13 protein-coding genes are annotated in these 12,980 nt (G+C 73.0%); 7 read left to right on the forward strand and 6 right to left on the reverse strand.

What is annotated here, in order from left to right; all coding sequences use genetic code 11:
- Positions 1-66 precede the first annotated feature (66 nt).
- Together ACH5AF_RS15950 and ACH5AF_RS15955 are read left to right on the forward strand one after the other, a co-directional pair.
- On the forward strand, positions 67-687 hold the full coding sequence (locus ACH5AF_RS15950) for a hypothetical protein (RefSeq protein ID WP_398902240.1): 621 nt from the start codon (positions 67-69) through the stop codon (positions 685-687).
- A gap of 588 nt (positions 688-1,275) precedes the next feature.
- Positions 1,276-2,553: an MFS transporter gene (locus ACH5AF_RS15955; protein WP_398902241.1), complete on the forward strand. Its 1,278-nt coding sequence runs from the start codon at positions 1,276-1,278 to the stop codon at positions 2,551-2,553.
- A gap of 25 nt (positions 2,554-2,578) precedes the next feature.
- On the opposite strand, the gene ACH5AF_RS15960 is transcribed toward ACH5AF_RS15955, so the two are convergent.
- Positions 2,579-2,806 (reverse strand): hypothetical protein, encoded by a 228-nt coding sequence (locus ACH5AF_RS15960; RefSeq protein WP_398902242.1) that lies wholly within the window; start codon positions 2,804-2,806, stop codon positions 2,579-2,581.
- A gap of 89 nt (positions 2,807-2,895) precedes the next feature.
- On the opposite strand from ACH5AF_RS15960, the gene map reads away from it, so the two are divergent.
- Together map and ACH5AF_RS15970 are read left to right on the forward strand one after the other, a co-directional pair.
- Positions 2,896-3,753, forward strand: a complete 858-nt coding sequence (map, locus tag ACH5AF_RS15965; RefSeq protein ID WP_398902243.1) for a type I methionyl aminopeptidase — start codon at positions 2,896-2,898, stop codon at positions 3,751-3,753.
- 127 nt (positions 3,754-3,880) lie between these two features.
- Complete coding sequence (locus tag ACH5AF_RS15970) at positions 3,881-4,540, forward strand: heme oxygenase (biliverdin-producing) (protein ID WP_398902244.1); 660 nt, start codon at positions 3,881-3,883, stop codon at positions 4,538-4,540.
- A 508-nt stretch (positions 4,541-5,048) separates the two neighbouring features.
- Here the strand turns inward: ACH5AF_RS15970 and ACH5AF_RS15975 are convergent.
- Positions 5,049-5,843 carry a PhzF family phenazine biosynthesis protein gene (locus tag ACH5AF_RS15975; protein ID WP_398902245.1) on the reverse strand — a complete coding sequence of 265 codons (795 nt, stop codon included), beginning with the start codon at positions 5,841-5,843 and terminating at the stop codon, positions 5,049-5,051.
- A gap of 351 nt (positions 5,844-6,194) precedes the next feature.
- Here ACH5AF_RS15975 and efeU point away from each other — a divergent pair, with 351 nt between their 5' ends.
- Both efeU and ACH5AF_RS15985 read left to right on the forward strand, forming a co-directional pair.
- On the forward strand, positions 6,195-7,163 hold the full coding sequence (gene efeU, locus ACH5AF_RS15980) for an iron uptake transporter permease EfeU (RefSeq protein WP_398902246.1): 969 nt from the start codon (positions 6,195-6,197) through the stop codon (positions 7,161-7,163).
- The gene (locus tag ACH5AF_RS15985; RefSeq protein ID WP_398902290.1) at positions 7,084-8,031 is read left to right on the forward strand and encodes a hypothetical protein; all 948 of its coding nucleotides are present in this window, start codon (positions 7,084-7,086) and stop codon (positions 8,029-8,031) included. The genes efeU and ACH5AF_RS15985 overlap by 80 nt, the downstream gene beginning before the upstream one ends.
- A 420-nt stretch (positions 8,032-8,451) precedes the next feature.
- On the opposite strand, the gene ACH5AF_RS15990 is transcribed toward ACH5AF_RS15985, so the two are convergent.
- From ACH5AF_RS15990 to ACH5AF_RS16000, 3 genes are all read right to left on the reverse strand, one after another.
- A complete protein-coding gene (locus ACH5AF_RS15990; protein WP_398902247.1) occupies positions 8,452-9,222 on the reverse strand; it encodes a bifunctional DNA primase/polymerase in 771 nt (256 codons plus the stop codon).
- Between the two features lie 248 nt (positions 9,223-9,470).
- Complete coding sequence (locus ACH5AF_RS15995; protein WP_398902248.1) at positions 9,471-10,088, reverse strand: TetR/AcrR family transcriptional regulator; 618 nt, start codon at positions 10,086-10,088, stop codon at positions 9,471-9,473.
- A 90-nt stretch (positions 10,089-10,178) separates the two neighbouring features.
- Entirely contained in the window at positions 10,179-11,171 is a 993-nt protein-coding gene (locus ACH5AF_RS16000; protein ID WP_398902249.1) for a small ribosomal subunit Rsm22 family protein, read from the reverse strand.
- A gap of 27 nt (positions 11,172-11,198) precedes the next feature.
- Between ACH5AF_RS16000 and ACH5AF_RS16005 the strand changes: the two genes are divergently transcribed.
- Positions 11,199-11,774: a hypothetical protein gene (locus ACH5AF_RS16005; RefSeq protein WP_398902250.1), complete on the forward strand. Its 576-nt coding sequence runs from the start codon at positions 11,199-11,201 to the stop codon at positions 11,772-11,774.
- On the opposite strand, the gene ACH5AF_RS16010 is transcribed toward ACH5AF_RS16005, so the two are convergent.
- Positions 11,689-12,930: a S8 family serine peptidase gene (locus ACH5AF_RS16010; RefSeq protein WP_398902251.1), complete on the reverse strand. Its 1,242-nt coding sequence runs from the start codon at positions 12,928-12,930 to the stop codon at positions 11,689-11,691. The two genes, ACH5AF_RS16005 and ACH5AF_RS16010, sit on opposite strands and share 86 nt — an antisense overlap.
- Between the last annotated feature and the right edge of the window lie 50 nt (positions 12,931-12,980).

The following is a 12,980-nucleotide window of genomic DNA, read 5'->3' on the forward strand; positions in this document are numbered from 1 at the left end:
CCCGAACGGGTGAGCCTGCCTGGACCCCGCCCGAGGGCGCGGCTCCGTGGTGCAGGATGCCGCTCCATGGATGCCGTACGCGTCGCGCTGCTGCGCGAAGTCCTCGCGGGTACCGAGTGGCCGGCCGCGACCCGGCACTTCGCCGGGGTGATGCGCGCCTGTGCGGTGCGGCGGGGCGGCGGCCTGCTGCTGGTGGGGACGCGCGAGTACGAGCCGTGGCATCTGGCCGCGCACCTGGTGGACGAAGCCGCCTGGTCGGGTCTGCCGGAGCTGGAACCGACCCTCGTACGCCACCGGGTGCGCTCCGGCGACCCCGTTCACCTGGCCGTCGGTCTCGGCAGGCTGGAGGCGGCCGGCCGAGGGGAGACGCTGCTGGTGGTGGCGCCGGAGCTGCCGGGCTCCGACCTGCTGGAGCGGGTGCACGACGCCCGGCGGGCGGGTGCGACGGTGCTGGCGCTGGACGGTGGCGAACCGGAGGTGCACGGCCTGGCGCACGAGGCGCTGACGGTGCCGGCGGCGGAGCCGGAAGGCCCGGCTGCCGAGATCGGCATCGACATGGTGCAGCACCTGGTGAGCGCGGCGGCGGGCGAGAACAGCGTGCCGGTGCGGCGGGGGCGGCTGCGCTTCCGCGACCGGCTGTCGCGGCTGGCGGACCAGCTGACGGAGCCCCCACCGACCCGCTGGTGAGCGAGGGGGCCGGGCGGCGCTCCGGTTGCGGCCGCCGACCCCGCTCAGAGCGCGTCGACAGCCGAGCGGACCGGACGCCCTGCCCGCGACTCCGGCCCCAGTCGGGCGGGGACGTCCCCCGGCGGCTGGGCCCGGGGCCGGGGTCCACCCGGCCGGGACAGCCGCCCGGGCGGTGACGCCCGCCGGGCCGGGAAATGACCCGGTTGCGCCCGCCGGACCTTCGGCACCCACGCCCTGCTGAGACGTCCGCGCCTCCCGCATGCCGAGCCGGGCCGTTCCCTGCCCGCCGACTCCGGCCCCCGCCCGCCCGGGACGTACCCGGGCGACACGTCCGCGCCTCCCGCATGCCGAGCCGGGCCGTTCCCTGCCCGCCGACTCCGGCCCCCGCCCGCCCGGGACGTACCCCGGCGACTCGAGGCCCGGGGCCAGGGGGCCGCCCGGGCCGGGGCGTGACCCGGTTGCGGCCCGGACGGCCGGCACCCATGCCCTGCTCCTCGCGGGGCGCTGATCGATCCGCACCTTCCGCCGCTCCCGCCGGGACGTAAATCGGTTGCCGGGGGCCGTCAGGCGCGTCGACCATGGTCACCCGTGACCTCCAAGCTCTCCGCGGTGCTGCCCGACCTCTCGCCCTGGCGGTCCTCGGCCGACTTCCGGCTGCTGTGGGTCCAGGGGCTGGTCACCTACTTCGGCAGCTTCATGGCGATGATCGCGCTGCCGCTGCAGATCAAGGACCTCACCGGCTCTCCGCTCGCGGTCGGGGCCATGGGCGCTGTCGAGCTCCTGCCGCTGGTCGTGTTCGGGCTGTACGGAGGGGCACTCGCCGACGCGGTCGACCGGCGCCGACTCATCCTCGGCACCGAGGCCGCCCTCGGGCTGCTCGCCGTGGTGCTGCTGGTCAACGCGATGCTGCCGGCGCCCATGCTGTGGCCGCTGTACGTCGTCGCGGCCGGTGTCTCGGCACTCGCCGGACTACAGCGCCCGGCGCTGGACTCGCTGATGGCCCGTATCGTGCCGCACGACCAGCTCACCGCGGCCGCCGCGCTGAACGCCCTGCGCTGGCAGCTCGGCGCGATCGCGGGCCCGGCGCTGGCGGGCGTGGTCGTGGCGTACGCGGGGCATGCCACGGCCTACGGGATCACCGTCGCCGGGTTCGGCGTCTCCGTGCTGCTGTGCCTGCGGCTCGCCCCGGCTCCCCCAGCGCACGACGCGGAGAAGCCCTCGCTGCGGGGCATCGCGGAGGGTGCCAGGTACGCGTGGAGCAGGCCGGTGCTGCTGGGGACGTACGCGATCGACCTGGCGGCGATGCTCTTCGCGTTCCCGAACACGATCTTCCCGTTCCTCGCCGACGACCTGGACGCCGAGTGGTCGCTGGGGCTGATGTACGCCGCGGGCTCGGTCGGTTCGGTGCTGCTCAGCCTGACCAGTGGCTGGACGTCGCGAGTACGGCGGCACGGGTTGTTCGTGGTGTTCGGCGCGGCGGGCTGGGGGCTGGCGATCGCCGCGGCGGGCTGGTTCGGCAACGTGTGGCTGGTGCTGCTGTGCCTGGCGTTCGCGGGGGCGGGCGACATGCTGAGCGGTCTCGGGCGTTCGACGATCTGGAACCAGACGATCCCCGAGGAGCTGCGCGGCCGGCTCGCGGGCATCGAGGTGCTCTCGTACAGCGTCGGCCCTCAGCTGGGCCAGGTCCGCGCGGGGGCGATGGCGGGCTGGACGGGCACGCGCCCCGCGATCTGGGCAGGCGGTCTGGCGTGCGTGGTGTCGGTGGGTCTGCTGGCGGCGGTGCTGCCGAAGCTCGTGACGTACGACTCCGAGACGGACGAGGACGCGGTGCGCCGGCGGGCACAGAAGGAAGCGGCGGGGGTGTAGCCGGGGCCGCACCCCCGCCTCCCGTCTACTCCCCCTCGGGGCGCGACGCCCCGTCGTGCCACCGGGGGTCGTTCTCCCACTCGAGGTTCCGCTCACGCGCGGTCTCCATCGCGTGTTCCGCCTCCGTGCGGGTCGTGTACGGCCCGAAGCGGTCCTTCGCCGGGCACTCCGGGCCTTCCTCGACCTTCTGGTGCTGCAGGCAGTAGTACCACTCGCCCGGTTTGCCCACCGTGCGCTTCTTGAACAGGGCCATCGTCGGCTCCTTCCTCCAGGGCCATGCTGCCCCATGGGCCTGTGCCTACGCCCGGCGGCCGACAGGGACCCCGCGGTTAGACTCGCGGCATGTCTGGCCAGTCGCTGCTCGTTCCCGGGGTGGTCTCCCCCACCCGTTCCGTCCCCGCCTCCATCGCTCGTCCCGAGTACGTCGGGAAGCCCGCCCCGACCCCGTACACCGGGCCCGAGGTCCAGGACTCCGACACCATCGAGCGGATGCGCATCGCGGGGCGCATCGCCGCGCAGGCGATGGAGGAGGCCGCCAAGCACATCTCCCCCGGCGTGACGACGGACGAACTCGACCGCGTCGCCCACGACTTCATGTGCGACCACGGTGCGTACCCGTCGACGCTCGGCTACCGCGGTTTCCCCAAGTCGTTGTGCTCCTCGGTCAACGAGGTGATCTGCCACGGGATCCCCGACTCCACCGTCCTGCGCGACGGCGACATCGTGAACCTGGACGTGACCGCGTACATCAACGGCGTGCACGGCGACAACAACGCCACCTATCTGTGCGGTGACGTCGACGAGGAGTCGCGGCTGCTGGTGGAGCGGACCAGGGAGTCGCTCAACCGCGCCATCAAGGCCGTCAAGCCGGGCCGGCAGATCAACGTCATCGGCCGGGTCATCGAGTCGTACGCCAAGCGCTTCGGCTACGGCGTGGTCCGTGACTTCACCGGGCACGGCATCAACTCGTCCTTCCACTCCGGGCTGATCGTCCCGCACTACGACGCGGCGCACGCGACCACGGTCATCCAGCCCGGAATGACGTTCACCATCGAGCCGATGCTGACGCTCGGCACGTACGAGTACGACATGTGGGCGGACGGCTGGACGGTCGTCACGAAGGACCGCAAGCGCACGGCGCAGTTCGAGCACACGCTGGTGGTGACGGACACGGGCGCGGAGATCCTCACGTTGCCGTGACCGTCCGGGCCGGTAGCGTTTTTACCGACAGGCCGTCGGGAACAGGTTGACTTAGGTAAGCCTAAGCAGAAGGATCGGCCGTGGCAACGGCTCTGTTTCCGTTCCTTATCGCCCCTGGAGGCCCGCCTTGGACGCAACCGGCACGCCCTTCTCGACGCTGATCCGCACGGCCTCCCACGAGCAGCACACCCGGGCCGAGACCTCCTCCTTCATGAGCGGCCTGCTGGGCGGCCGACTCGGTGTGGCGGCCTACGCGCGCTATACCGAGCAGCTGTGGTTCGTCTACCGCGCGCTGGAGGACGCGGCCGGGACGCTGAGGGACGATCCGGTCGCGGGGCCCTTCGTCCGGCCCGAGCTGATGCGCACGCCGGAGCTGGAGCGCGATCTCGCCCACCTGCGAGGTCCGCACTGGCGCTCGGGCCTCACCGCGCTGCCCGCGACCGCCGCGTACGCCGCGCGGGTCGCCGAGTGCGCCCGCGACTGGTCGGCGGGGTATGTCGCCCACCACTACACGCGTTACCTCGGAGACCTGTCCGGCGGGCAGATCATCCGCGACCGGGCGGAGAAGGCGTGGGGCTTCGCCCGCAAGGGCGACGGCGTGCGGTTCTACGTCTTCGAGGAGATCCCCAACCCCGCGGCTTTCAAGCGGACCTACCGCGAACTGCTGGACGCGGTGAACGCCGATGACCTGGAGAAGCAGCGGATCGTCGACGAGTGCAGGCGGGCGTTCGACTTCAACAGCGCGGTGTTCCGCGAGCTGGGCGCGGAGTTCCCGGCCAGCGCGTAGCCCCGGGCCCTCGGGTGCGCCCGGGCGCCGCGTAGCGCGCGTGGCCCGGTCGGCGCCTGCGCCCGGGGGCACGTGTGGTCCGGTCCGCACCGAGCACGGGGTCTGCCCGGGGAGGGGTATGGCCCGGCCCCGAGCGCCCGGGTGCGCCCGGAGCGCGCGTGGCCCGGCTCGCCTGAGCACGGGGCCGGTCGGCCGGGGGCGACGCCTGGGACCCGTTCGCAGGCCATGAGCCCCGACATCATCACCGCGTGCCGGAGGCGGGGGCCTCGCGTCGCGCCTACGCCCGGGGGGTGCGTGTGGCCCGGTCCGCACCGAGCACAGGGTCGGCCTGCCTGGGCGCGGCGTGGCCCGGTCGGCGCGTACGGGGCCGGTCGGCCGGGGGCGACGCCGGGGCCCCGTTCGCAGGCCATGAGCCCCGACATCATCACCGCGTGCGGGAGGCGGGGGCCTCGCGTCGCGCCTGCGCCCGGGGGCGGACTGCCCGGGACAGCGCATCCGCCCCGTTCGCTCAGCCCGTGAGGCCCGGCATCGTCACCGCGTGCGGGAGGCGGGGCGGCCTCGCGTCGCGTCGCAGCGGCGCGATACGGGTGCCCCTCCCGCTCACGGACTCGGCCTCGGACTCGGCCGCAGGCCGCATGTCGGCCGCCGCCTTCGCGAGGCGTACGCGTCCGCCGATCTCGACGATGCCGTCCGGGCCGGGCGCGGTGAGGATCTGCGAGCCCCGGCCCTGGGTGATGTTCAGGGCCCGGCCCAGCCGGTCGGTGAGCAGCAGGGCCGCCGCACCGGTCGCCTCGTCCTCCACGATCCCGTCGTCCCGCCGGGGGAACGCACGCGCCCGTACCCGGCCGGCCGCCTCGTCCTCCCAGGCCCAGGCGTACAGCCCGCCCTCACCAGGCGGTGGCGCGGGCAGGGCGTCGACCTCGGCGGGAGAGGCGTACCGCACCAGCTCCCCCGGCGGCGCCCATGCGGCGCACGCCGTGATCCAGGTGAACTCGCCGTCGTGGCGCGCCCACACCTCACCGGCAGGCGGGTGGACGGCTTCGAGGTCCAGCAGCCAGGCCGCCCCGACGAGGGAGTGCCCGGCGAACGGCGGGCGCGGGCCCGGGGTGTAGATGTCGACGACCCCGCGCTCGGGGTCGTCGACGAAGACCGTCTCGCTGTACCCGAGTTCCGCCGCGAGCGACTGACGGGACGCCCGGTCCGGGTAGCGGCACCCATCGCGTACGACACCGAGGGTGTTGCCGAACCGGCCGTCGCCGGCACAGAAGACCTGGAGCACGTCGAGCACGTCGTGTTCGTTCACCCGGGCATTCAAGCACCCCGGACCACGGAGCACCGGCGGTCGGCTGCGAGACAATCCGCGACGCGGCGGGCCGAGGCGGGAAGTGCCTCCGCCCGACCCCTGCCCGACCCCCGCTCGACCGCTGCTGGACCGCTGCTCGACCCGTCCGACTGACCCCTCACGGGCAGGTGATGGCCATGCCGTGACCGCTCCGCGTCCACCCCCGGATCGAGGCCAGGCCACCGGCGGCAAGACCCTCGAGCTAGGTTCGGCTCTGTTCGCGATCCCGCCGCGCGTCCGCGACCAGGACGACCGGTGGGGCCGGGCACTGTTCTCCTGAACCCTCGTCAACGGACTCCCGGAAGGACCGCCGTGTTCGGCAACTACCTGATCGGCCTGCGTGCGGGCCTGGCGGCGAGTCTTGTCGTCTGCATCCTCGTCGCGTATCTCGTGAGGACCGGTCGGCGCGACGCCCTGCGCCCCATGTGGGCGGGCATCGGGGTCACCGTCGCGCTCTCGCTGGGCTTCGGCTTCGCGCTCGAATACGGCTCGCAGGAGCTGACGTTCGAGGCGCAGGAAATGCTCGGCGGCTCGCTGTCGATCGCCGCGGTGTGCCTGGTGACCTCGGTGGTCTTCCGGATGCGGCGCACGGCCCGGAACCTGCGGGCGGAGCCGCACGGACGGCTGGACGCGGCGCTGAGCACGGGTACGGCCGCGCTGGTCGCCACCGCCGCCCTGGCGGTGGGCCGCGAGGGTCTGGAGACGGCGCTGTTCGTGTGGGCCTCCGTGCGTGCCGCGACCGACAGCGGCGGCGGCAACAGCGCCCCGCTGACCCTCATGCTGCTCGGCCTGGCCACGGCCGTGGCGCTGGGCCGATTGTTCTACCACGGCGCGCTGCGGATCAACCTGGCGACGTTCTTCACCTGGACGGGATGGATGCTCGTCGTCGTGGCGGCGGGGGTGCTCGCGCAGGGAGTCCAGGATCTGCAGGAGGCCCGTTTCCTGGACGGCCTCGCGGCCAAGGCGTTCGACGTCAGCGCCGTGATCCCGCCGGACAGCTGGTACGGGACGCTGCTGAAGGGCGTGTTCAACTTCCGGCCGAACCCGACCGTTCTCCAGGTCACGGTGTGGGCGCTGTATCTGGTCCCGACGCTCGGCCTGTTCCTGGCCCCGGTAGGGTTCGGACGGTCAGTGCGGGGCGAGGAGCAGAAGGCAACCGATGAGAAGGCTGGGTCGGGCGGCGACGGGGCTCGCGGCGACAATGGTGCTGTCCCTGACGGCGAGCGCCTGCGTGACGGTGCACGGGGAACGGGAGGTCGTTCCGGCGGCGACGGAGGCTGAGGCCGCGAAGGCGCTCGCAGGCTTCACCGCGGCGTACAACAAGGCCGACAAGGCCTACGACCCCGCCCTCGACGCGCAGCACGTCACCGGGGCGCTCGGCGCGATCAACCAGGCCGGCCTCAAGGCGCGGCAGGTCAACTTCCCGAACGGCAATCCGCAGCACGTTCCGCTGGAGCTCGCGGACGCCAAGTACGTCATCCCGAAGAAGGCGGGCTGGCCGCGCTGGTTCCTCGCGGACACGGACTCCAACCGCGACCGCGACAACGGCGGCGACCTGGACAACCGCTGGCTCGTCGTCTTCGTGCGCAGCGGCGTCGACGACACATGGAAGGCCGCGTACCTGGCCATCATGTCGCCGCAGGAGATTCCGGCCCTCAAGCGGGACCAGGACGGCTACGCGGAACCGGTCGCGCCGGAAGACGCCGCGCTCGCGGTCGCCCCGCGCAACCTGAGCGAGGACTACGCCTCGTACCTGCAGAGCGGCACGCCCGAGCGCTTCAAGCCGGGACCACACACTTCCGGCTGGCGCGAGATGCGCAAGAAGAACGCCACCGTGCTGGGCATGTCCACCCAGTACATCGACCAGCCCCTGGACACCGGTGCGTTCGCGCCGCTGGGACTCGTCACCCAGGACGGCGGCGCGCTGGTGTTCTTCGCGGTGAAGAACTTCGAGCGTCAGACCGCCGCGAACGGCGTGAAGCTGAAGATCGTCCCGGATGTGAAGGCGCTGCTCACCGGCGAGGTGAAGTCCACGATCACCAAGGAGCGGATCTCCAGCCAGGTGGTCACGGTGCCCGTGGGCAGCGGCGGCGGCCAGCCGGACATACTGGGCAGACTGACCGGCCTGACGGCGGCCAAGGGCTCGTAGCGGCACGGGCGTACGGCGCGGGGCGCTCCAGTGCGATGGTGCGCGACTGTGCGGGTGGAGTGCGCCGTGCCAACCCCCCGTGTCGGCACCGCAGTCGATCGCGGCCCACGGCAGCGGCCCGCCAACGCCCTGTGGTGCTACGGCAGTCAACCGAGGCTCACGACGGCATGCCCGCCGAACACCAGCAGGCAGCACGGCAGTCAGCCGCGGCTCGCCGCGGTGCCCGCGCCAACACCCCGCGGCGGCAGGGCCGTCAACCGCGGCTCACGACGCTATGGCCGCCAACCACCCACGCGCAGCACGGCAGTCAACCGCGGCTCGCGGCGGTACGCGCGCCAACGCCCCTGGTGCTACGGGCCTACGGGCCTACGGGCCTACGGGCGAGTCGCCCCGCGCCGGGGCGCCTGATGTCCCCTCGGGTCAGCGGCGGCCGAGCGGCCAGGCCGCCTCGTGGTGGCCGGCGTACTCAGCCTCGCCCGCCGCATAGCGCGCGCACGCGTCCGTGAGCGTCTCCAGCAGGGTCAGCGGGTCCGGCAGCGGATGCTCCACACCGCGCACCCAGACCACTTCGTCCTCGCCCGGCAGCCGGGCCGGCGGCACCAGCACATAGCTGCCCCGGCAGTGCCAGCGCATCCCCGGGTGCTCGTCCATCGTCTCGGGGTGGCAGTCCAGCTCGCAGGGCCACCACTCGTCCTCGTCCTCGGGCGTGCCGCGGGTCGCCGTGAAGAACAGCATCCGCCCCCGGTCGCCGGCACCGCCGGACTCGGCCACGGGGCCCACGTCGATGCCCTGTGCCAGCAGTCGCTCCAAAGCACTGCGACCGGCCTCCAACGGAACGTCCAGGACGTCGTGGACCATGCCGGTCGCTGTGATGAAGTTGGCCTCGGGCTGGTTGCGCGCCCAGCGTTCGATCTGTGCCCTGTCCGTCGTGGACTGCGTCTGCCAGGCGAACGAGACGGGATGGGTGGCCGGGATGGGACAGCCGATGCGCTCGCAGGAACAGCTGGGGCCGACGGGATACGCGGCGGGCGCGAGCGGCAGTCCGGCAGCGGCGGTGGCCAGGAGCAGGGCCTCGCGCTGCGAGTCCTCCGCCTCGGTGTTCCCGGTGCGGCGGCGCAGCCACTGGGCCAGCCTGCTCTCCCCGGACGTCCTGCCCTCCGTGCCGCGGAAGCGGCCGATACCGTCGCCCATCTATCCCCTCACACCTGCGCTCGCCCCATCCGGACACTGCCATGGTCCCACCATCCTGCGCTGCCGGTGGCCACAGTCCCCAACCGGGGTACCGGCTCATGTGTTCCCGGCGCGCTCGGGGCGCGCCGTGGCAGGCCCGGCGCACGGCGGTTCAGGGGCCGACAGGCGCGGCCGACTCAGGGGGCCAGGCGGAGGCGCGGCGCGCTGCCTCACGGGGCCAGGCGGAGGCGCGGCGCGGCGCGGCCGGCTCAGGGGCGCGGCGCGAGGCCGTTGACGGCGTAGTCGACAACGGCGTCCGCGTAGTCGTGGGTGAGCGGCAGGGTGCGCAGCAGCCAGCGGTGGGCGAGGGGGCCGGTGAACAGCTCAAGCGCGATCCGCAGGTCGATGCCCGCGCGCACCTGACCCGACTCCTGGGCGGAGCGCAGCCGGGTGACGTAGAGCTGGAGCTGCGGTTCGAGCAGCTTCTCCACGAACTGCGCGCCGACCTCGGCGTTCACCACTCCTTCGGCGGTGAGGGCGCGGGCGGGGGCGTCGTAGGCGGGGCTGTTCATCTCGTCCACGGTGGCGCGCAGCACCATCCGCAGGTCGGCCTGGAGGTCGCCGGTGTCGGGGATCTCGTACTCCCCCGTGCCTGCTTCCTCGGCGGCCTGCTCGGCCAGGTCGAGGAAGGCCTCCAGCAGGACGGCGGCCTTGGAGGGCCACCAGCGGTAGATGGTCTGCTTGCCGACGCCCGCGCGGGCGGCGATGCCCTCGATGGTGGTCCTGCCGTATCCCACTTCGCCGACGAGGGCGAGTGCGGCCTCGTAGATCGCGCGGCGGGACCGCTCGCTGCGGCGGGAGGAGTCGGGTGCCTTGGCCTTCGTCATGCGCCCAAGCTACCAACCGGGGAGACGAGACGTCTCGGCTGTCCGGGGCTCGCGGGCGGCGGCACACCGGCCGGCGAGGAGGCGGACGGCTCAGGGGCGCGGCCAGTCGTCGCCCCACGCCGCGTCCCGGGCCGCGCGGTACCGGTCGCCGTGCCGCTTGGTCACGGTCTCGCGGGACAGTCCGTCCGCCGTCGTGCACAGGTCGAGCAGGACCAGGCCCTTGCGGATCTGCGGCTTGCGCGTCACCCGGGCTTCCGCCGGCTCGGCGGGGAAGCGTACGGCCGCGACGTAACTGAACTTCTCGTCCTCGTACGCCAGCGATCCGCCCTTGACCTGCCGGTGCAGGGACGACCGGGAGACGCGGGCCGAGAAGTGGCACCAGTCGGAGCCGGGCTCGATGGGGCAGGCGGCGCTGTGGGGGCAGGGCGCTGCGACCGTCAGCCCGGCGGCGATGAGCGCGTCGCGGGCCGCGATGATCCGCTCGTATCCGTCGGGGGTGCCGGGCTCGACGATCACGACGGCCTGCGCGGCGCGGGCCGCCTCGGCGACGACGGCGGCGCGATCGGCCTCGGAGAGCTCCTTGAGCACGTACGACACCGTCACGAGATCAGGGCTCCCGATCCGGAGCGCCGAGCTGATCCGTGCCTGCTCCCAGTGCGCGGTCCGCAGCGACGGCATCGGTGACGCGAGCGCCAGTTCGCGGCCGAGAGCCAGCGCGGGCCCGGCCCAGTCGAGGACCGTCGTCCTGGGCGCGGACTCCTCCCAGGCATCGGCCACCGCCCAGCTCGCCGCTCCCGTACCGCCGCCGATGTCGGTGTGCGTGACCGGGGTCCACGAGGGCGCCGCCTCGCGCAGCGCCGCGAGCGCGGACCGTACGGCCTCGAAGGTCGCGGGCATCCGGTACGCGGCGTAGGCGGCGACGTCGGAGCGATCGCGGAGCACGGGGGCGTCGGTCGGGGTGGTGCCCCGGTAATTGGCGATCAGCCGCTCGACGGCCTGTGCGGCCTGGCTGGGCGGCAGTCCGTCCAGCAGCCCGGCGAGGGCGCCGCGCAGAGTCTCGGCGGTGGGGGCGGAGGCGTTCACCAAGAGATTCTAGGCACGTCCGGCCCGGTGGCAGCGGGCGCTCAAGCGGCCCCGGCCGGCGCCGACCGCGACTCCGGCGTCCCGACGTCGGTCGTCGACGGCTATGTGTCGGCCCGCTGGCGGCTCGCGAAGGGCGGCAAGGACTCGGCGACGCACGACATCTGGTCGGTGCACGAGCCGAGGACCGGCAGGGCCCTGGTCTCCGTACGCTGCCACAAGCCGGAGATCGAACCGGGCACGTATCCCCAGGCGGTGCGCGCGCCCCCGGGCGGGCATCTCGTCGCAGGGAACCTGGCGTTCGACCTGACGCTCGGCAAGGGCCGCTGCCACGAGCGGGAGGACGGCACGACGTCGCTGACGCTGACGGCGGTGACGGACGCGGGCGTCGCCTACGGGACGACCGGCGCGGTCGCGGGCACCGGCACACCGCTGACGCTCGACCTGGCCGCCGCCGAACCGGAGCCGCTGCCCGCGCATGTGCGCGTGCGGGAGGCGGAGGTCCCGGACGTGGGCCTGTTCACCTGGACGGACTCGCAGGACCAGCGCCATCTGCTGGGAGCCCGCGGCGCACGGATCCCGGCGGCGACTGCTGGCCGGTGGTGAAGTGTCGGCAGCGGTCTCCGAACTGAGGCAGTGCGATGTCCCAGTGGTGGCGGTTGCGGTAGCAGCTGGCGTTGAGCCGTCCGTAGCGGAAGAGCGTGCCGGTGCCGGGGATAGGGTCGGTGTCGCGTCCGAGCTGGGCTTCGACGTTCCCTTTATGGCACCGGTGGGTGGTCAGGCATGCGGCGGCGGCGCCGCTGACGAACGGTGCGGCCATACTGGTGCCGCTTAGGTTCGAGTAGTCATTGTCAATAATGGTGGAGACGATGTCGGCGCCGGGAGCGGCGATGTCCACCCACTTGCCGTAGGTGGAGAAAGGCGACAGTTTGTCGTCCTGCCCCGTTGCGGCGACGGAGATGACTTCGGGGTAGCCGGCCGGGTAGAGGATCTGGGTGGTGCCCAGGTTCCCGGCGGCGGCCACCACGGTGACCCCGGCGCGGATGGCCGCGCGAACGGCCCGGCGCATGACCTGGCTGCTCTGTGGGGTGGTCAGGCTCAGGTTGGCGACGCGGATGTTGTACGCCTTGGCGTGACGGGCCACCCAGTACAGCCCCTTGGCGACGCTTTCGAAGCTGCCGGTCATGTCGTCGTTGAGGATTTTGACGTTCCACAGGCGGGTGCCCCGCGCCACGCCGGCCACTCCGATGCCGTTGTCGGTCACCGCGGCGGCGATGCCCGCGACGTGGGTGCCGTGGCCGTTGAAGTCTTGGGCGGTGGGGCTTTGGGAGAAGTTGACCGAACCGGCCACGGCGGCGGCCAGATCTTCATGGGTGGTCTCCACGCCGGTGTCCAGCACCGCGACCGCGGACCTCACCCGGGTGCACAGGCTGCCACTGGGAGCATCGATCTTCTCCAGCCCCCACTGGAATTCCTCGAAATAGGGGTCGTTGGGCACACAGGGGAGGGCGGCCTGCGGCGTGTGCTCGGCGTCTCCCTGCGGAGGTCTGGGCACCGGCGCAGGACGAAGCACGGGCTCGGGCGCACGTACGACGCCGTCGGCTTCCACGAAGTCCACCCGCGCATCGGTGCGGATGGCCGCGACCTGCTCCGGGGTGGCCTCGACCACGTAACCCCTCAGGGCCTCACTGCCCGTGCCCGCACTGAGGTCGAGGACTTCATGCACCCGTGCCCGGTGCGGACGGGTCTGCTCGGTGGCCACGGTGCCCGGGTCGGTCACCGAGCTCTTCAAGACCACGATCCAGCGCGACG

Origin of the sequence: Streptomyces sp. NPDC018833 (assembly GCF_044390825.1) — a bacterium.
GTDB lineage: Bacteria > Actinomycetota > Actinomycetes > Streptomycetales > Streptomycetaceae > Streptomyces.